This is a genomic window from Micromonospora sp. CA-246542, from assembly GCF_050942905.1.
Lineage (GTDB): Bacteria > Actinomycetota > Actinomycetes > Mycobacteriales > Micromonosporaceae > Micromonospora.
This window is the reverse complement of sequence record NZ_CP192040.1, coordinates 3508941-3527408: the sequence shown is the minus strand read 5'-3', so window position 1 is coordinate 3527408 and position 18468 is coordinate 3508941. Positions and strand designations below refer to the sequence as shown.

General features: G+C 73.1%; 20 protein-coding genes and 1 tRNA gene. 6 read left to right on the top strand and 15 right to left on the bottom strand.

Annotation, left to right across the window (positions count from 1 at the left end):
* Window positions 1–137 precede the first annotated feature (137 nt).
* From ACQP0N_RS16520 to ACQP0N_RS16510, 3 genes are all read right to left on the bottom strand, one after another.
* On the bottom strand, window positions 138–605 hold the full coding sequence (locus tag ACQP0N_RS16520) for a MarR family winged helix-turn-helix transcriptional regulator (protein ID WP_433121658.1): 468 nt from the start codon (window positions 603–605) through the stop codon (window positions 138–140).
* A gap of 56 nt (window positions 606–661) precedes the next feature.
* Window positions 662–1840, bottom strand: a complete 1179-nt coding sequence (locus ACQP0N_RS16515; protein ID WP_433111148.1) for a PP2C family protein-serine/threonine phosphatase — start codon at window positions 1838–1840, stop codon at window positions 662–664.
* Window positions 1841–1915: 75 nt separating this feature from the next.
* Window positions 1916–2086, bottom strand: coding sequence for a hypothetical protein (locus ACQP0N_RS16510; protein WP_433111145.1), 171 nt, complete (start codon window positions 2084–2086; stop codon window positions 1916–1918).
* A 129-nt stretch (window positions 2087–2215) separates the two neighbouring features.
* On the opposite strand from ACQP0N_RS16510, the gene ACQP0N_RS16505 reads away from it, so the two are divergent.
* The 3 genes from ACQP0N_RS16505 to ACQP0N_RS16495 all read left to right on the top strand — a co-directional run bounded on the left by ACQP0N_RS16505 (window position 2216) and on the right by ACQP0N_RS16495 (window position 3854).
* The gene (locus ACQP0N_RS16505) at window positions 2216–3097 is read left to right on the top strand and encodes a universal stress protein (RefSeq protein WP_433111142.1); all 882 of its coding nucleotides are present in this window, start codon (window positions 2216–2218) and stop codon (window positions 3095–3097) included.
* A gap of 71 nt (window positions 3098–3168) precedes the next feature.
* Complete coding sequence (locus ACQP0N_RS16500; protein WP_088948250.1) at window positions 3169–3381, top strand: phosphatidylethanolamine-binding protein; 213 nt, start codon at window positions 3169–3171, stop codon at window positions 3379–3381.
* Window positions 3378–3854 carry a hypothetical protein gene (locus ACQP0N_RS16495; RefSeq protein ID WP_355051034.1) on the top strand — a complete coding sequence of 159 codons (477 nt, stop codon included), beginning with the start codon at window positions 3378–3380 and terminating at the stop codon, window positions 3852–3854. The genes ACQP0N_RS16500 and ACQP0N_RS16495 overlap by 4 nt, the downstream gene beginning before the upstream one ends.
* On the opposite strand, the gene ACQP0N_RS16490 is transcribed toward ACQP0N_RS16495, so the two are convergent.
* Window positions 3851–4057, bottom strand: coding sequence for a hypothetical protein (locus ACQP0N_RS16490; RefSeq protein ID WP_355051033.1), 207 nt, complete (start codon window positions 4055–4057; stop codon window positions 3851–3853). The two genes, ACQP0N_RS16495 and ACQP0N_RS16490, sit on opposite strands and share 4 nt — an antisense overlap.
* Before the next feature lie 133 nt (window positions 4058–4190).
* On the opposite strand from ACQP0N_RS16490, the gene ACQP0N_RS16485 reads away from it, so the two are divergent.
* Window positions 4191–4841 (top strand): hypothetical protein, encoded by a 651-nt coding sequence (locus tag ACQP0N_RS16485; RefSeq protein WP_433111137.1) that lies wholly within the window; start codon window positions 4191–4193, stop codon window positions 4839–4841.
* A 5-nt stretch (window positions 4842–4846) separates the two neighbouring features.
* Here ACQP0N_RS16485 and ACQP0N_RS16480 read toward each other — a convergent pair whose 3' ends face one another.
* From ACQP0N_RS16480 to ACQP0N_RS16430, 11 genes are all read right to left on the bottom strand, one after another.
* Window positions 4847–5032, bottom strand: a complete 186-nt coding sequence (locus ACQP0N_RS16480) for a hypothetical protein (RefSeq protein WP_355244916.1) — start codon at window positions 5030–5032, stop codon at window positions 4847–4849.
* 72 nt (window positions 5033–5104) lie between these two features.
* Window positions 5105–6382 carry a hemolysin family protein gene (locus ACQP0N_RS16475; RefSeq protein WP_433121333.1) on the bottom strand — a complete coding sequence of 426 codons (1278 nt, stop codon included), beginning with the start codon at window positions 6380–6382 and terminating at the stop codon, window positions 5105–5107.
* Between the two features lie 78 nt (window positions 6383–6460).
* Window positions 6461–6658, bottom strand: a complete 198-nt coding sequence (locus tag ACQP0N_RS16470; protein ID WP_145781709.1) for a hypothetical protein — start codon at window positions 6656–6658, stop codon at window positions 6461–6463.
* Between the two features lie 504 nt (window positions 6659–7162).
* Window positions 7163–8917 carry a selenocysteine-specific translation elongation factor gene (selB, locus tag ACQP0N_RS16465; RefSeq protein WP_433121331.1) on the bottom strand — a complete coding sequence of 585 codons (1755 nt, stop codon included), beginning with the start codon at window positions 8915–8917 and terminating at the stop codon, window positions 7163–7165.
* Window positions 8918–8919: 2 nt separating this feature from the next.
* The gene (gene selA / locus ACQP0N_RS16460) at window positions 8920–10224 is read right to left on the bottom strand and encodes an L-seryl-tRNA(Sec) selenium transferase (RefSeq protein WP_433121329.1); all 1305 of its coding nucleotides are present in this window, start codon (window positions 10222–10224) and stop codon (window positions 8920–8922) included.
* A gap of 20 nt (window positions 10225–10244) precedes the next feature.
* A tRNA-Sec gene (locus tag ACQP0N_RS16455) sits at window positions 10245–10340 on the bottom strand.
* A gap of 34 nt (window positions 10341–10374) precedes the next feature.
* Window positions 10375–11331, bottom strand: coding sequence for an NrfD/PsrC family molybdoenzyme membrane anchor subunit (gene nrfD / locus ACQP0N_RS16450; RefSeq protein ID WP_433121656.1), 957 nt, complete (start codon window positions 11329–11331; stop codon window positions 10375–10377).
* Between the two features lie 230 nt (window positions 11332–11561).
* A complete protein-coding gene (locus ACQP0N_RS16445) occupies window positions 11562–12482 on the bottom strand; it encodes a 4Fe-4S dicluster domain-containing protein (protein ID WP_433121654.1) in 921 nt (306 codons plus the stop codon).
* A complete protein-coding gene (fdh, locus tag ACQP0N_RS16440) occupies window positions 12475–15747 on the bottom strand; it encodes a formate dehydrogenase (protein WP_433121327.1) in 3273 nt (1090 codons plus the stop codon). Before fdh ends, ACQP0N_RS16445 begins: the two co-directional genes overlap by 8 nt.
* Window positions 15748–15819: 72 nt before the next feature.
* Entirely contained in the window at window positions 15820–16266 is a 447-nt protein-coding gene (locus tag ACQP0N_RS16435) for a DUF6069 family protein (RefSeq protein ID WP_433121325.1), read from the bottom strand.
* Window positions 16263–17255, bottom strand: a complete 993-nt coding sequence (locus ACQP0N_RS16430; RefSeq protein ID WP_433121322.1) for an RNA polymerase subunit sigma-70 — start codon at window positions 17253–17255, stop codon at window positions 16263–16265. Before ACQP0N_RS16430 ends, ACQP0N_RS16435 begins: the two co-directional genes overlap by 4 nt.
* A 134-nt stretch (window positions 17256–17389) precedes the next feature.
* Here ACQP0N_RS16430 and ACQP0N_RS16425 point away from each other — a divergent pair, with 134 nt between their 5' ends.
* Together ACQP0N_RS16425 and ACQP0N_RS16420 are read left to right on the top strand one after the other, a co-directional pair.
* A complete protein-coding gene (locus tag ACQP0N_RS16425; protein WP_433121319.1) occupies window positions 17390–17731 on the top strand; it encodes a hypothetical protein in 342 nt (113 codons plus the stop codon).
* Window positions 17728–18387 carry a nucleotidyl transferase AbiEii/AbiGii toxin family protein gene (locus ACQP0N_RS16420; protein ID WP_433121317.1) on the top strand — a complete coding sequence of 220 codons (660 nt, stop codon included), beginning with the start codon at window positions 17728–17730 and terminating at the stop codon, window positions 18385–18387. Before ACQP0N_RS16425 ends, ACQP0N_RS16420 begins: the two co-directional genes overlap by 4 nt.
* The last annotated feature ends 81 nt before the right edge of the window (window positions 18388–18468 follow it).

Sequence of the window (18468 nt, the reverse complement as noted above, 5' to 3'; positions counted from 1 at the left end):
CGCGGGCCGGGTAAGTGCGCTGCCACTATATCGGGCTCTCGTCGGCGGCTCGGCCGCCGTGCGGTGTCGGCGCGGTGGTGTGGCGGTGTGGTGTGGATTACCACCGCTAGGGCGTCCTAGGATACTGGTGGAAGGCGTCAGGCCGTCTGGACCGCTGCCGGGTCGCTCTGCTGCTCCGGCACCGTCTGCGTGGCCGCTCGGCCGAACGCCATCAGGGACGCCAACAGGTCGTGCTGCGTCCGGGGCGGCATCCTGTCCAACACGGCCTGCACCGCGCGCTGGCGCCGCTCCGCCAACTCCCGCAACAGCGTCAACGCGGCAGTGGTGGGCACCAACCGCACCTCCCGCCGGTCCCGCGGATCCGCCACGCGACGCAACAGGCCGGTCGCCTCCAACCGGTCGCACAGTCGGCTGGCCGAGGAGGGCACCACGTCCAGCAGCTCCGCCAGCCCGTTGACATTGGTCTCCGGACGGCCACTGATCAGCATCAGCACCCGCAACTGCGTCGGTGGCACCTGATGCCGCGCCGCCGCCGAGTCGAGCACGGCGATCAGCGTCTCTGCGGCCGCGTTGATCGCCGCGGCGAGATCCGCCGGTCGCTCCACCCGATGTCCCCTGCCGTCGTCGCGATGGTGCCCGCCCGGGACGGTGGCGGCGACTCTCATCCGCCATCCCGCCCACGCGGACCATGCCAGTCGAGGCAGACGACGACGGCGTCGTCGCGCAAATCGGAATCCGCGTGGTAGGCGTGTAGTTCGCGCATCACCGTACCAACCGCCTCGGTCGCCGGCTGCAACCGAGTGGCGCGCAGCGAACGCGCCATCATCCGCTGCCCGTACGGCTCCCGCCCCGCCGGCTCGGCCGCCCACACCCCGTCGCTGACCACGAAGACCCGGTCACCCGGCGCGAGCTGGAACTCCTGCACCTCGTAGCGGGTCTCGGCGAACATGCCCAGCGGCAACTGCTGATCCAGCGTCATCGGCTCGACGGTCGCGCCGCGCATCCGCAGCAGGTGCGGCGAACCGGCGTCGACCGCCCGTACCCGCCCGGTGACGATGTCCAGCTCCAGCAGCAACGTGGCCACGTGTCGACGGCCCCGGTGCTGGTAGTAGACCGTGTCCGAGGCCAGCTCCGCCTGCTCCACGAGGCCGCCGTCGGAGCGGCGGGCGTTGCGCATGGCGTTGACGGTGACCGCCGTCAGCAGCGACGCGGCCAGGCCGTTGCCCTCGCCGTTGAGCACCGTCAACGTGAGCCGATCCCCGTCCAACGACCAGTCGAAGTGGTCTCCCCCGACGGTGTACGCCGGTTCCAACTGCCCGGCCAGGTTGAAGCAGCGGTGTGCCACGCTGCGCCCGGGTAGCAGGTCCCACTGCATCTCGGCGGCCATGCTGAGCCGCTCCCGACGACGGGCCCGGCGGTACCGGTCGGTCTCCCGGTCCGCGGCCCGCATCGCCACCGCCAGGTCACCGGCGATGTCGGTGGCACGGCCGGTGACCGCCGGGCCGGGCACGGTCGGCAGCTCGATGAGCAGCACGCCGAGGCGCTCCCCCCACACCGTCAGGGGAAGGTAGAGCCGGCAGGCCCCGTCCTCGAGACCGTCGCGCACCGGCTGCTGGCTGGAGAAGCAGCGCTGCGCCACGGTGTGCCGGGCCAGGGCTCCGGCCGCCGGCAGGTCCGGGTCCAGCACGGGCCAGAGCCCGCTGATCCGGTAGTCCGCGACGAACACGTCGGTGCGCACCGCGCCCAACGCCGCCCGGATCGCCCGGTCCGCCGCCTCCGCCAACTGGTCGGGCGCGGCTTCGCGCAGCGCGCGCGACACCCCGTCCGGCGCGTCCACCATGCTTGGTCGTCCCTCCAAAAACTTGCTACAGGGCAAGCATCATACGGAGACCCCCGGACAACCCGTCGTCGCGGGTCAGTCGACGCCGCGCGTCGCCAGGACGCCGTGGAAGGCGTCCGGCACGTCGACCGGCACGCCGGCGGGCCGCGCGATCGCCCGGACCGCCCGGCCGAGAAACGCCCGCAGCTCCGCGAAGACCGGCGCGCACGGCCCGTACGCCTGCTCGAAGGCGGTCGCGGCGGCCACGTCGACGTCGAAGTGGTGCTTCGACGACGCTCCTCCCTCGGGCCGTCAGCGTACCGACCGGTGCGCGAGCGGCGGTATCGCTCCGCCGCGCCGCCACGCCCGCGATACTGGCCCGGCGGGGGTGAGGCGGTGAACGCGGCGGACAGCGCGGCGGTGGTGGTCGGCGTGGACGGCTCGCAGGCGTCCCTGCGCGCCGTGCGCCTGGCCGCGGCCGAGGCGGTCCGCCGGCACCGGCCGCTGCGGGTGGTGCACGGTTTCATCTGGCCGCTGCTACGAGTGCCGGTGGCACCTGCGCCCGACGCGCCGCCGGGCGCCGGTCTGCGCGAGCGGGCACAGGAGTTGGTCGCCGCCGCGGTGGCCGAGGCCGAGGCGACCACACCCGGGCTGACGGTCTCCGGGGAGATCATCGACGGCGAGGCCGCCGCGGTGCTGGTGGGCGAGTCCCCGACCGCCGCGCTCATCGTGCTCGGCGACCGTGGACTGGGCGGCTTCTCCGCGCTCGTCGTCGGCTCGGTGGCGGTGCAGGTCAGCGCGTACGCCGACTGCCCGGTGCTGGTCGCCCGCGGCGAGCAACTCCCCGACGGTCCGGTGGTGGTGGGGCTGGACGGCTCACCGGCGTCGCTGCTCGCCGCCGACGTCGCCGCCGAGGCCGCGGTGGCGCGCGGCGTGCCGCTGCGCGCGGTGCACGCCTACCGGCACCCCGGCAGCAGCGGTCCCGGCGACCTGCAACCCCTGGTGTACGACGAGGCGCGGTTGCACGGCGAGCAGGAGCGGCTGCTCGGCGGCTGGCTGGATGGCCTGACGGACCGTCATCCGGGGTTGCGTCTGACGTGCCGGGCGATCCGGGGACGCGCCGGCACCGTGCTCGCCGAGGCGTCCGGTGACGCGCAACTGCTGGTCGTCGGGGGGCAGGGGCGCGGCGAGGTGACCGGGTTGCTGCTGGGGTCGGTGAGCCAGTCGGCGCTGCACCACGCGCGTTGCCCGGTCGAGGTGGTACGCGGCCCCCACTGACGCCCGGGGTTGGTCCGCCGCCCAACGGGTAGACGGCCGCCGTACGCCAACGGCGACGAAGGAGGCAGCAGATGCCAGGACCACGGCCGGGCAGCAACGCGTACGACAAGCAGCGGGCGCGCCTGCGCAACGCGATCGACGACTCCGGACGTCGGGTACCCGACGGCAAGGCCAATCAGGTCGCCAACCGGATCCTGCAGGAGGATCGCGGCCAACGGGGCGTCGTCCGCGGTGAGCGCACGTACGGTCCCAAGAGCGAACGCGAACCGGGCGACCCGAAGTGAGGGGCGTCGACCTGGCCGACGGCGCGATCGCCGGCGCGGTCGGCAGCACCGCGCTGAACGTGGTCGGCTACCTCGACATCGCGCTGCGGGCGCGGCCGGCGAGCAGCACCCCGGAGCAGACCGTCGACAAGCTGGCCCACATCGCGCACGTGGACCTGGGACCGGAGCCCCGGGCGGCCACCCGCCGCTCGGGGCTCGGGCCCCTGATCGGGTACGGGCTGGGCATCGCCGCCGGCATGGCGTTCGCGCTCTACGCCGGTGGCCGACGGCAGCCGCTGCCGATGGCCACCGGCGTGCTCGGCGCCGGCGTCATGGCGATGACCGACGGCTCCATCACGGCGCTGGGCATCAGCGATCCCCGCACCTGGCGGCGCTCGGACTGGATCTCCGACATCATCCCGCACGTGGCGTACGGGCTGACGGCCGCCGCCACCTGGAACAGGTTGCGACGGCCGTCAGGTAACGGTCGTTAGGAGCGGGTGTCGCTGTCGTCCTCGGCGACCGGCTCACCCGCCGGGCCGTACGGCGAGACCTGCCCCTTGGGCACCGGCCGGCCGGCGTCGCCGCGCGACGAGCCACGGTTGAGCGGATGACCCGACGGTCCGGGCCCCTTGCTGTCCTGGCTGGTCGCTCCCTTGGCGTTACGCCGGAACTCCTCCTGCTGCGGGTTCACCACGAGCGTCTCCCTCCCGGTACGGCAGGCGGCATCGACCGCCTCCACCGCCCGCATACCCGTCGGATCCGGCCACATTCCGGTCCTGGCGGGCGTCGGGAGGGCTAGCCGGGCGTGCGGTGGGTACCCGCGTGGTGTGGGTGACGATCGAGCGGTGGTGCGGGTCCTGCTGGACCGGCGGGGCGACACGTACGCCGAGGAGGCCGGCATCCGGCTCGCCGACCGTCCCGGTCCGCTGTACCAGCTGCTGGTGCTGGCCACGCTGCTGAGCACCCGCATCCGGGCGTGCGTCGCGGTGGACGCCGCGCGGGAGCTGTTCGCGGCCGGCTACCGCACACCGCAGGCGATGGAGGCGGCGAGCTGGCAGCAGCGGGTCGACGCGCTGGGCCGTGGTCACTACCGCCGCTACGACGAACGCACCGCCACCATGCTGGGCACCGGCGCCCGACTGTGTCTGGACCGGTGGCACGGCGATCTGCGTCGGCTGCACCGCGACGCCCAGGGCGACCCGGCGGGCCTGCGTCGCCGGCTCACCGAGTTCCCCGGCATCGGGCCCACCGGCGCGGACATCTACCTGCGCGAGGCGCAGACGGTCTGGTCCGACGTGCGCCCGTACGCCGACCGCCGGGCCCTGGCCGGCGCCAAGCGGCTGGGCCTGCCCGGCTCACCGGACCGGCTGGCCTCCCTGGTCGAAGAGCCAGAGTTCGGTCGGCTCGCCTCGGCGCTCGTACGGGTGGCGCTCGGCGAGGAGTCCGCCGGTGAGGTCGCCCGCGTCGCCGCCGGGTGAGCCGCTCACTTGACGGTCTTGTCCCCCGGTCGGGTCAGGTGCCACACCAGCAGCGCGGCGAGCAGCGCCAGGACGATCACGCCGCCGGAGATGCCACGGCCCTCCTCGGGGCTGCGGCCCGTGCTGCCGAAATAGATCACCGCGAGGCCGGCGAGGACGGTGACGAACGTACGTAACCCTCGGTCCTTCACGTACCGCACCGTAGGCACGCCCCGGCCGTCCGGTGCCTTTTTGCGCGGGTTGTCCCTCTTTTGGGTGCCAACTCACCGCTCGGTGACGAAGCCACGCAGCCGTACCCGGCGCACCGCCCGGTCGGCGACCTCCACCACCTCGATGGTCAACCCGGGCAACCGCACCGTCTCACCGGGAGTCCCCGGCAGGTGCCGCAACCGTGACAGCACCAGCCCCGCGATTGTCGTGTACTCGCGGGACAGCGGGAAGCTCAGCCGCACCCCCACGTCGGGCAGATCGTGCAGGGGAAAGTCACCGGGCACCAGCAGCGATCCGTCCGACTCCCGGACCACACTCCGCATGTCGCGGTCGGTCTCGTCGTACAGCTCGCCGACGACCTCGGCCAGCAGGTCCTCCAGCGTGACGATGCCGTCGATGCCGCCGTGCTCGTCCACGACCAGGGCCATCTGCTGGTGTTCCTGACGCAGGCAGCGCAGCGCGTCGGCGACCGGCAGGGTGACCGGCAGCAGCAGCGGCGGCCGGGCCCGCTCCCCCACCGTGCCGGCCTCGGCCCGGACCAGGTCGCGGATGTGCACCACGCCGACCACCTCGTCGAGGCCGCCCAGGCCGGTGACCGGAGCACGGGACCGGCCGCTGACGCCGAGCAGACGAACCCCCTCGTGGGCGGGCAGGTCGGCCCGCAACGTGGTCACCTCCCGCCGGGCCACCAGGATCTCCCGCAGCGTCCGACCGGCGATGTCGAACGCGCCGGTCAGGATCTCCCGCTGCTGCGCCGACAGTCCCCGCTGGGTGGCCAGCATCTCCCGCAGCTCCTCCTCGGTGGTCTCCTCACGACTGGCCCGTGGGTTCCCGCCGGCCAGCCGGACCACCACGTCGGTCGTCGAGCTGAGCAGCCACACCGCCGGGCGGGACACCCGGGCGAGCAGGTCCAGTGGGCCGGCGCTGAGCAGCGCCCACCGTTCGGCGCGCTGCATGGCGAGGCGCTTCGGCGCCAACTCGCCCACGACCAGCGTGACGAAGGTGAGGGCCACCGTCACCAGCAGCACCGCGGCCGGACGGGCCGCCGCGCCGAGGAAACCCAACGGGCCGACCAGCGGCTGGGCGAGCGACACGGCGGCCGCCGCCGAGGCGAGGAACCCGGCCAGGGTGATGCCGAGCTGGATGGTGGCGAGATAACGGTTCGGGTCCCGGGACAACCGCACCAGCCGCTCGCCGGCCCGGCTGCGCCGACCCAACCGTCGCAACTGCCCCTCGCGCAGCGTCACCAGCGCCATCTCGCTGCCGGACAGCGCGGCGTTGACCAGCACCAGGACGGCGACCAGCGCCAACTGCCCCAGCTGACCGCCCACCACGCACCCCCGTCGACCGCCTTCCGTCACTCAACCGCAGCGCGGCCGGCCGCGGGCCCGGTTTCCGGCTGTCGGCGCTCAGTCGACCTCCAGGTCGTCCAGCGAGATGGAGTGCGTCATCAACCACCGGGCCAGCGCCGTCATGCCGAACAGCCACAGCGGCACCGACTCGGTGGGCCCGTTCGTCGCGTAGATGGCGAACCGCAGGTCCGGGGCGCGGTACGCCTCGATCCGCCACTGGTGCTGCCGGTCCCGCCAGACCGCCGAAGGGTCCATGGCGTCACCGTAGGTGACCGCCGACGGTTTGGGGGCCGGTTGGCGCGGCACCACGGCGGCACGGCCGCACTTCTTCATCCATCCTCGCGGCACACCTCGCCGACCACCCGACGTGTGCGCCTTCAACGTCACCCACTGTCGTCATCCACGTCGACCGTCGCTCGGCTACGCAGCGTCTGGCTCCGGCCGGCCCTCGACACCCTCCGCGGCCCCTTTGCTCTGCTTCAGCGGAGGAAACACCGGCTGCAAGCTGGGAAAACCTGGTGAGCGCATCTCACACACAGGACCCATCGGTGTGACCCTACGTAGCTGTTTCCTCTGTTGAAGCAGAGCAAAGGGGTCGCAGGTCGGTGGGCGAGGATCCACCGACGGCACGCAGGGTAATGGCCGATTCGGGCCCTTGCGGCGTCACGAGCAGTCGCGGCACAGGTGAACCCACCCGGCACCACGATGAGCGCCACGACCACGGCCGGTCCTGCGGCACGGGCGCGTCCGAACCGGCGTTCAGGTGACGACGACCCGCGCGTCGTCGGGCAGCCGACGGGTCGCGCCACGCCGGTCCAGCAGTTCCAGCAGCGGCACCGCCACCCGTCGGGTGGTGTCCAGCGCCTGCCGGGCCGCCGACAGGGTGAACGGCTGGGGCAACCCGGCGAGGACGGTGACCGCCGCGTCGAGCGCGTCGGGCAGCAGCACCACGGTGTCGGCCAGCCGCAGCAGCGCGCCGGCCCGTACCGCCGCGCCGATCTCCCGGGGTCCCAGGCCCAGTTCGACGAGACGGTCCGCCTCCGGGGCGCGGAACGGCCGACCGGCGTACTCGGCGCGAACCCGCTGCACGGCCCGCGCCACCGGCTCGGGCAGGGTGTCGACGGCGGCCGTGCCGATCCGGCCACCGTGCACCCGCAGCGGCGGACGCACCAGCGCCTCGACCAGCGCCCGGTCGGGCAGGGCGAGACGTTGCCGCAGCGCGTCCACCGGCATGCCCGCCTCCAACGGGTGCTCCCGGGCGTAGCGGGTGACCTCCTCGGTCACCTGGTCGCCGAGCTGCCGCCAGTGCCCCGGGTCGGCCAGCCAGTCACCGGCCACCGGCGTGGCCTGCACCGGCACACCCATACGCCGCAGCGCACCGACCCGGACCAGGCGACGGCGGCGCAGCTCGCCGGCCAGGTCGGGACGACCGTCCAGCTCGGCGAGGACCTCCGCGCGGGCGGCCGCCGCGCCACGGCGGGACAGCGGCGGCGGCGCGACGTCGAGGACCCGTACGCCACCGGCAACGTGATGACGGCCGGGGTCACGTAGCAGCGCCCGGTCGCCGACCAGCAACGGCAGCAGGCGGGCCAAGCGGAGCCGTACGGTGTCCACGCCGAGCGGCCGGACCCGCACCGGAACGGCCGCCGACCCCACGTGCAGGGTGAGGGTGGCCGGCAGGTCGGCGGCCGGGTCACCGGAGAGCCGCACGTCGACGAGGTCGGTGCGGTGGAACCGCCCCGGGGTGAGCAGCGCGTCGCCACGGCCGAGCCGGTCGCGGGGCGTACCCCGCAGGTTGACCGCCACCCGGGCGAGGGCCGACGCCTCCGCTCGAGCCTCGCCCAGGCAGTGCAGGCCGCGGACCCGGACCGGCTCGTCGACGCCGGCCAGTTCCAGGGTGTCCCCGACCCGCAGCCGGCCGGCGCCCAGCGTTCCGGTGACGACGGTGCCGCTGCCCCGCACGGTGAAGCTGCGGTCCACCCAGAGACGCACGGGCGCGTCCGCGACGGGGTCGGGCAGCCGCGCGACGAGCCGGTCCAGCGCGGCCCGTAGCTGCGGCAGCCCGGCGCCGGTCAACCCGCTGACCGCCACCGTCTCCACCGCGCCGAGGCTGCTCGCCGCGATCTCGGCCCGGGCGCGCTCCGCCGCCGGCCGCGGGTCGGCGAGGTCCGCGCGGGTCACCACCAGCAGGCCGTACCCGACGCCGAGCGCGTCGAGCGCGGCCAGGTGCTCGGCGGACTGCGGCATCCATCCCTCGTCGGCGGCGACCACGATCAGCGCGGCCGGCACCGGGCCGACCCCCGCGAGCATGTTCGGCACGAACCGCTCGTGCCCGGGTACGTCGACGAAGGCGATCGTGCCGCCGGACGGCAACGTCGTCCAGGCGAACCCCAGGTCGATGGTCATGCCCCGACGGCGTTCCTCGGCCCACCGGTCGGGTTCAATCCCGGTCAACGCCCGGACCAGGGTCGACTTGCCGTGGTCGACGTGCCCGGCGGTGGCGACGACGAACATGCTCAGTCGTCCCCGGGTACCCGCAGCACGGCGGCCAGGACCGCGTCGTCGGCGTCGACGGGCACGCACCGCAGGTCGAGAAGGAGCCGGCCCCGCACCACCCGACCCAGCACCGGCTGGTCTCCGGTGCGCAGCGGCACGGCGTACCGCTCGGGCAGGCTCAGCGCCCACGATTCCAGCTCGACACCGGGAGCGCCGCCACCGCCGACGACGGCGACCGCCTCCACGACCTCCGCCTTGCGTCCGTCCGCGCCGAGCCGGTCGCGCAGCAGCTCCACCCGGCGGCGCAGAACGGCCGGATCGGCGTGCAGCGCGGTCCGCGTCGGAGTGTCCGGCCGGTGCAGCGTGGCGGCCAACGCCGCCAGGGTGAGCTTGTCGACGCGCAGCGCGCGGGCCAGCGGGTGGCGGCGTAGGCGCTCGACGAGCGCCGCGTCGCCGAGCAGCAGGCCGGCCTGCGGGCCGCCGAGCAGTTTGTCGCCGCTCGCCGTGACCAGGGCCGCGCCGGCACGCAGGGTGCTGGCCGCGTCCGGCTCGTCCGGCAGCAACGAATCCGGTGCGAGCAGCCCGGAGCCGATGTCGGCGACCACCGGCACGTCGAGGGTGGCCAGTTGGCGCACCGGCACGGCCGAGGTGAAGCCGGTGACCTGGAAGTTCGACGGGTGCACCTTCAGCACGAACCCGGTCTGCGGGCCGACGGCGGCGGCGTAGTCGTCGAGCGTCGTGCGGTTGGTGGTGCCCACCTCGCGCAGTCGCGCGCCGGTGCTCTCCAGCAGGTCCGGTAGGCGGAAGCCGTCGCCGATCTCGACGAGCTCGCCGCGGCTGACCACGATCTCCCGGCCGGCGGCCAACGCCGTGGCCGCCAGCACCAGCGCGGCGGCGCCGTTGTTGACCACGTGCACGGCGGCGGCGTCGGGCACGGCGGCGGCGAGCGCGTCGAGCGCGTCGCGGCCCCGGCGGGCCCGGCGCCCGGTGTTCAGGTCCAGCTCGACGTCGGTGTGCCCGGCGGCCGCGACGACCGCCGCGACGGCGGCCGGCGACAGCGCCGCACGGCCCAGGTTGGTGTGCAGCACGACGCCGGTGGCGTTGAGCACCGCGCGGGGACCCGGCGCGGGCAATCCGGCGACGGAGGCGTCCCGCACCTCGTCGGGGGCGATCTCACCACGGCGGGCCCGCGTCTGCGCCCGCACGACGGCGGCCTTGACCCGCTCGCGGCCGAGGGTCGCGATGGCCGCCGCCAGCTGCGGATCGGCCAGGAGGGTGTCGGTGCGGGGCACCCGACGTCGCGGGTCCTCGCTGCCGTCACGCATCACGTCACTCCTGCCGCCGTTGGCGGAGACGGACGGGAATCGAACCCGCCTGGCCCGGGTCCCGGACCACACCGGTTTTGAAGACCGGGAGGGGCACCAGCCGCCTGAACGCCTCCGTCGCACATTCGATCACAACGACGGTGCGAGCGCTCAGTCAGTCGCCGGATCCGCCTCGGCCCGCCGGGCGTTCACCCGCTCGCGTTGCGGCACGACGGTATAGCGGGGGTCGCGGGCGGACGCGACGCCGCCGTAGAAGATGCCGAACCGCGTCGCGACCGACGCGCTCAGCAGCGCGGCCCCGGACAACGCCCCGACGGCGCGACTGCGCCGGCCCAGCAGCGCCCCGGCCACCCCGACGGTGGTCAGCAGCCGACCGGCGCGCAACAGCCGGCCCGGCCGACCGGACCGGTAGGGCTCGCTGAGCAGCCCGAGACGGGTCTCCACGCGGTGCGCGCCGTACAACTCCAGGGCCGCGCCGGCCACCGCCATCCGGCGGGCCGGCCCGGCCTGCGACGGCGGCGCTGCGAGCAGACCGACACCCGCGCCGCTGGCCAGCGCGCTGCCCGCGAAGATGACCGGCAGCTCGGGGTACGCCTCATGCCACGACGGCACCGCCGTGTCGGCGAGCAGGACCCCGGTGTACGTCGCCAGGGCGGGCGCGGTGACGGCGGCGACCAGCCCGGCGGCGTGCCCGACCGGCGGCAGAGCCCGACCGACCAACCCGAGCGGGCCGTGCCGGGGCAGCCAGCCGGCGGTCTCGGCGATCGCCGCCACCCCGGCGGCCGGCCCGAACGCGGTGAGGATCCAGGTGCCCACCGACATGGGCGAGGTCAGCTTCGCCACCCGCAGCATGTGGTGGAACCGCTCCGGCCGGCCCAGGTCCCGGATGAGGAAGACCGCGCTGGCGCTGACGGCGCCCAGCGCGGTGACCCGGCCGGCGCGGCGCAGCGCTGGCCGCCGGGTGAGTTGACCTCCGGCGGCCAGCAGCGACGAGCCGGCGGCCAGACCGCCGGTGAACAGGTACGCGGCGATGTCCCACTTCCACACCGGGGCCTTGAGGACGGGCCGGCCGTAGTAGGAGGTGAACTCGGCCTCGGGGACCCGCAGCTCCTCCCCGCCGCCGCGACGACCGCGCCGGGAACGCCGCGCCGCGTTCTCCCCGGGTTGCGGGGTCCGATCCTCGTGGCGTCGCGGGGTCCGATCCTCGTGGGCGTGGGCCGGCACGGCCACGTCGACGCCGTCGTCCGCCGGCCTCTGGGCCGGTAGGTCGAGGCTCGCGGCGGCCAGTCGGTCGCGGAACCGGCGGAACCGGTCGCCCACCGGGAGGCGCTCTGGGGTCACGAGGATCTCCCGACGAAGGCGGCGACGGTGGCCGCCGCCATGGCGAGCGCGGCGATGCCGGCGCGTTTCCACATGGCCGGTAGGTCCCGGGTGGTCACCACCGGGTCCGGCGGCAACCCGTACACCTCGGGCTCGTCGAGCAGCAGGAAGAACGCCCCGTCACCACCCACACCATCGTCCGGATCATGCCCGTACAAGCGGGCCTCGGGAACACCCCGACCGTGCAACGTCGCCACCCGCGCCGCCGCCCGCTCCCGCAACTCCTCAAGCGGCCCGTACTGAATCGACTCCGTCGGACACGCCTGCGCACACGCCGGCGTCATCCCCGCACCCAGACGGTCGTAACACAGCGTGCACTTCCACGCCCGACCATCACCCCTACGCTGATCGATCACCCCGTACGGACACGCCGAAATGCAGTACCCACACCCATTACAGATGTCCTCCTGCACCACCACCGTCCCGAACTCCGTCCGGAACAACGACCCCGTCGGACACACATCCAAACAAGCCGCATGCGTGCAGTGCTTACACACATCCGACATCATCAACCACCGAAAATCACTCCGACCCTCCACGCCGCTGTCCCGCCCCGGCGGCCGCGCACCCGGCATACCCAGGAACTCCGGCTGCGCGGCGACCGCCGCGCTGCCATGTCCCGCCGGGCGCGGCTGCTCCACGAACGCCACATGCCGCCACGAGTTCGCCGTCAACGCACCCGTGTTGTCGTACGACATCCCCAACAGATCCAGACCACTACCCGGAACGTCGTTCCACTCCTTGCACGCCACCTCACACGCCTTACACCCGATACACACACTCGTATCGGTGAAGAACCCCATCCGCTGCGGCGCGTCCACATAACCCGCGTCCGACGCCGGATCGAGCGGCCCGTAGAGGCTGTTCGGGTCAGGAATCACCGCTGTCCTTCCCCTCCTGGTCGGTGGTGACGGCCGGAGCGTGCCCACCCGGGGTGATCCCGGCCCGCCGTTGGTAGTCGGCGACCAGGTCGAGCAGTGCAGGCCCGGTGGGCCGGCGGCCAGGCCGTACGTCGCAGGTACCGATCTTGCTCTCCTGGATGAGGACGTTGGGGTCGAGGGTGATGCCGAACAGGTCGTTGGCCGAGTCGCCGGTCACCAGACCCTCGAACCCGAAGTGGTACGGCAGCCACACCTGGTGGATGACCCGACCGTCCACCCGCAACGGAGTGAGCCGGTCGGTGACCAGCACCTTCGCCTCGATCACCGCCCGACCGCTGACCAGGTGCGCCCACCCGAGGTGCGCCAACCCGGTCTCGGCGGCCAACTCCGGCGACACCTCGACGAACATTTCCGGCTGCAACTCGGCGAGGGGTCGTACCGTCCGGCTCATCCCACCGGCGGTGTGGTGCTCGGTGAGGCGGCTGACCGTGAAGATGTACGGGAAGACCTGACTGTGCTCCTGCGGCGGGCTCGGGTTCACCGAGTTGACCGGGTGCGCGTACGACTTACGGGTCGGGTTGGCCTGCTGGCGGTAGAGCGGGTTGCGCACCGGCGACTCGACTGGCTCGTAGTGGGTGGGCAGCGGGCCGTCCAGGACGCCGCTGGGCGCGTACAGCCAGCCCTTGCCGTCGCCCTGCATCACGAACGGGTCGTCACCGGCGATCCCCTCCGGACCGGACGCGCCGGCCGGCGGCCGGTACGACGGCGGCTTGGTCTTCTCGAAGTCCGGCACGTCGTGGCCGGTCCACTCGGATTTCTCCGGGTCCCACCAGATGTGGCGCTTGCGTTCGCTCCACGGACGGCCGTCCGGGTCAGCCGAGGCGCGGTTGTACAGGATGCGCCGGTTCGCCGGCCACGCCCAGCCCCACTCGGCGGCCACCCAGTCCTGCTCGTGCCGGGACTTGCGGCGGGCAGCCTGGTTGACGCCGTCGGCGTACACGCCCGTGTAGATCCAGCAGCCGACGGCCGTGGAGCCGTCGTCGCGGGCCTCGGCGAAACTGGACAGCGGCTGGCCGGTCGTCACGTCGTACCCGTTGATCTCGCGCAGCACCGACTCGGCGCTGGGCTCCGCGTGCGGACCGTGCGTGGGGTAGTCCCAGGTGAGGTCCAGCAGCGCCCGGTCGCGCGGCAACGACGAGCCGGCCAGCTTCTCCCGCAGCCGGCGGCCCAGGTGGTAGAAGAACCACAGCTCGGAGCGGGCGTCGCCCGGCGGCTCGACGGCCTTCTCCCGCCACTGCAACAGCCGCTGGGTCTGCGTGAAGGTGCCCTCCTTCTCCACATGCGACGCGGCGGGCAGGAAGAAGACCTCGGTGCGGCACTCCTCGGGCACGATCTCGCCGGTGGCCACCTCGGGGCCGTTCTTCCAGAAGGTCGCGCTCTCGATCATGAACAGGTCCCGCACGACCAGCCAGTCGAGGTTCGCCATGCCGAGGCGCTGCGCCCGGCCGTGCGCGGACCCGACGGCCGGGTTCTGGCCGAGCAGGAAGTACCCCTTGATCTTCCCATCGATCATGTTGAGGACCTGCTGGTAGGTGCCGTGGTCGCCGGTCAGCCGGGGCAGGTAGCCGTAGCCGAAGTCGTTCTCCGGCGTCGCGGCGTCCCCCCAGTACGCCTTGAGCAGGCTGGCCGCGTACGACCGGGCGTTACCCCAGAAGCCCTTCTGCCCGGGGTGCCGGATGCTGTCGACCCACTCGTCGAAGGTGGGGTGGTCGGCGTGGTGGGGCATGGGCAGGTAGCCGGGCAGCAGGTTGAACAGGGTCGGGATGTCCGTCGAGCCCTGGATGCTCGCGTGCCCGCGCAACGCCATGACCCCACCCCCGGGCCGGCCCATGTTGCCCAGGAGAAGCTGGATGATGGCCCCGGCACGGATGTACTGCACGCCGACGCTGTGCTGCGTCCAGCCCACCGAGTAGATGAGCATGCCGGTACGCTCCCGGCCCGAGTTCGCCGTCCACTCCCGCGCCAACTCCAGGAACTTGTCCTGCGGGATGCCGCAGACCCGCTCCACCATCTCCGGCGTGTACCGGGCGTAGTGCCGCTTGAGGATCTGATAGACGCAGCGCGGGTGCTGCAACGTCTCGTCCCGCTGGGTCTGCCCACCCACCGGCGCACCATGCGACTCGTGCTCCAACCCGGCGGCGGTGTCCCGCTCCTTCGCGGTGTGTCCACTGCCCGAGGAGTCCTCGTGGCCCTCGTACTGCCAGCTGTCCTGCACGTAGCTGCCGGTCTCGGGATCGAAGCCGGAGAAGAACCCGTCGCCGTCCTCGGTGTCGCTGAACCGGTCGCTGACGATCGTCGCCGCGTTGGTGTAGGCGAGGACGTACTCGCGGAAGTCCAGCTCGTTGTCGAGGATGTAGCGGATCACCCCACCCAGCAGCGCGATGTCCGTCCCCGCCCGGATCGGCAGGTACGCGTCGGCCAGCGCGCTCGTGCGCGTGAAGCGCGGGTCGACGTGGAACACCTTCGCGCCCCGACGCTTGGCCTCCATCACCCACTGGAACCCGACCGGGTGCGCCTCGGCCATGTTCGAACCCTGAATGATGATCACGTCGGAGTTCGACAGGTCCTGCTGGTACTGGGTGGCGCCGCCGCGACCGAAGCTGGTCCCCAGACCGGGGACGGTGGCGGAGTGTCAAATACGCGCCTGGTTCTCGATCTGCAACGCCCCCATCGCCGTGAACAACTTCTTGATGAGGTAGTTCTCCTCGTTGTCCAGCGTCGCCCCACCCAGGCTGGAGATACCCAGCGTCCGGTTGAGCGGCCGGCCCTCGGCGTCGCGGTCCTCCCAGGTCTCCGCACGGGCCGCGAGGATCCGATCGGCGATCATGTCGACGGCCGTGTCGAGGTCGAGGTCTTCCCACTCCGTGGAGTACGGCCGGCGGTAGCGGACCGTCGTCTGGCGCAGCGGACTCGTCACCAGGCTCTTGCTCGCGGACCCCTTGGGACACAACCGGCCCCGCGAGATCGGACTGTCCGGGTCACCCTCGATCTGCGTGACCTGCCCGTCCGCCACGAACACCCGCTGACCGCACCCCACCGCGCAGTACGGACACACCGACCGCGCCACACTCTCGGCGGTCTCGGTGCGCGCGGTCAGCGCGGCCGACCGCGCCGACTTCGCGGCGGCGCCCCGGCCCAACGGATCCGTGCCGGTGAGCTGGCGATACACCGGCCAACCCTCGATGAAGGTCCGTAGACCCATCCCCGACACCTCCTTGCCCGTGAGCGCGCGAGCGAGCGACCTCCCGAACATAGGTCAGATGAGGAGTCTTCGCTAATCGAGCGTCCGTCCGTCGCGGCGACGGTCCAGTCGGCCCAGGCGCCACGTCAGCGCCGGGACCATCACCGCCGCGGCGACGAGGTGCAGCACGACCAGCGCCACGACGGTCACCGGCGCTGCCCCGCAGAGAAACGGCGGGACCAGCGAGATCGCGGTCAGCACCACCGCCGTCCACAGGAACCGGTCGGCGGGACGCGCGCTGAACCGACCGAGTACGACGGCGAGAACGACGCCCACCACCGAGAAGACACCCGTCACCACGGCGAACCCGGCCACCGGGATCACCTCGCCACCCTCGGGAATTTCGAAGTCGACCCCGGCGGCCCCGGCGAGCGCGGCGGCGAGAGTCGTCGTGGCCATCGCCGCCACGGTGGCGACCAGGCCGAGACCGACGAGCCCGAGGAGCCGGTGGGTGCGGTAGGGCGTAGCCGAGACACTCACCGCGCACCACCCGCCGACAGTCGCTCCGGCAGCCCCAGCCGCGGGAACTGGTCGGCGTGAAAGATGACGATCTCGGTGATCGCCCCGCCGGTGACGCGCAGGACGTCGATGGTCAACGGCAGGTACGCGCCCTCCGCCTCCCGCCAGTGGTAGAACGCGACGGCGGGCTGCCGGTTCACCGAGGTGGGCACACCCCGCAGGCCCGTCATGCTGTCGAAGCCGTCCCCGATCCAGTCGGCCACCACCGCGTCCCGGCCCACGTGCAGGCCCGGCGTGGGCGGCATCGAACAGCGCACGTCCTCGCGCAACATCGTGGTGAGCCGGCCGATGTCCGTGGCCACGCTCGCCTCGGTGAAGTGCCGCACCAGCTCGCGCGTCCCGGCGTCCTGGTCGCCACCGGTCCAGTCCTGCCGCTCGGCGGGCAGGTGCTCCCGCATGCCGGCCCGGGCCCGTTGCAGGGCGCTGTTCACCGAGTTCACCGAATCCCCGAGCAGCTCGGCGACGTCCTTCGCGGGCCAGCCCAGCACGTCCCGCAGGATCAACACGGCCCGGGGACGCGGCGCGAGGTGCTGGACCGCCACCACGTACGCCAACTCGATCGTCTCCCGCGCGACCGCGACCGCCTCCGGCTCGTCCGCGTCGCCCGCCGGCAGCTCGTCGAGCAGCCGGTCCGGGTACGGCTGCAACCACCGCACCTCACCACCCCGGGCCGGCTCCGGGCGGCACCTGGCCAACAGGTCCAGGCAGGCGTTCGTGGCGATCCGGTACAGCCAGGCCCGCACCGTCGACCGGCCCTCGAACGTCTCCCGCCGCCGCCAGGCCCGCAGGAACGTCTCCTGCACGGTGTCCTCGGCGTCCTCGAACGACCCGAGCATCCGGTAGCAGTGCACGTGCAACTCCCGCCGATGTCGCTGCGCCAACCCCGCGAAAGTGGTCTCGTCGGCCTCGGCCAGAGCGCCCGCGCCCTCGCTCCGCGTGTCCGTACCCATCACGTCATGCTCCCGTCTCGTCGTGTCCCGTCACACCTATGACGGGCCCGGGCCGGAGAACTCATCACCCCGCCCGACCGCGCGTCCGGACGTACCGTGGCGACACCCGCACCGACGGGCGTTACCCTGACACCATGCAGGCCGTCTCGCCCCCCGCGACCGGCGTGGCCTTCCTGGCCCGCCCGGGTCGCCCGGCCGTCGTGGCGCGCACGCTCACCGAGCTGGCCGGCCCCACCCGGGGCGTCGTCGAACTGCCGGTGCGGTTGATGTGGAACGCCGAGCGCACCTTCGACCTCGGCGACCCCGACCAGCTGCTCTGGATGTACGAGAACGTGCTGCGCGAGACGGCCAGCGCCGACGACCTGCGCACCCTCATCAACGGGCGCACGCTGCGACGGGTGTGGCGGCTGCTCAACCTCCCCCGGGGCGTCCGCCAGGCCTGGGAGAGCCGGCACCGCGGCCTGCGCGCGGCGTGATCGCGGCACACCTGCACGACTTCTACCGGGAGGTGGCCCGGGTGGCGTTGACCGCCGCCGGGCCGTACCGGTTCGTGCTCGGCGGCGGGGTGGCCTGGGCCGCGCACGGCCTGGTGGCCCGGCCCACCGAGGACGTGGACCTCTTCGCCGACGTGGAGGGCGCCGCCGCCGCGGCCTCCGCCGGGGTACGCGCCGCGCTGGAACGCGCCGGGTTCACCGTCAGCGACGCCGACCCGGACAGCGACCTGGCCGACCTGTTCGACGGGTACGGCCGGGACATGAAGGACTTCGTGGTGAGCCGCGACGGACGGCAGATCCGACTCAGCCTGGCCCGACTCGATCGACAGCAGAGCCCGGTGGTGATGGACCTCGGCCCGGTGATGGACGTCCGCGACCTGGTCGCCAACAAGATCGCGGCGCTGGTCAACCGGCGGGAGGTCCGCGACTTCATCGACGTCGCGGCGGCGCTCGAGCACTACGACGTGACGCAACTGCTGGTGCTGGCCCGACAGGTCGACCCCGCGCTCGACCCGGACGACGTCCGCGCCGCCGGGCGGTACCTCGACCGGCTGTCCGACACCCGTTTCGGCCGCTACGGCCTGAGCCCGGACGACGTCACCCGGGTACGCCGACGCTTCACCGCCTGGCCCCGCTGAGACCGGCCGGCCACCCCGCGCCGTGTTGCGGAAACCGGGGCTGACGTGGCGGGAGTGACAGGGGCTCGTTATGGTGCGCGA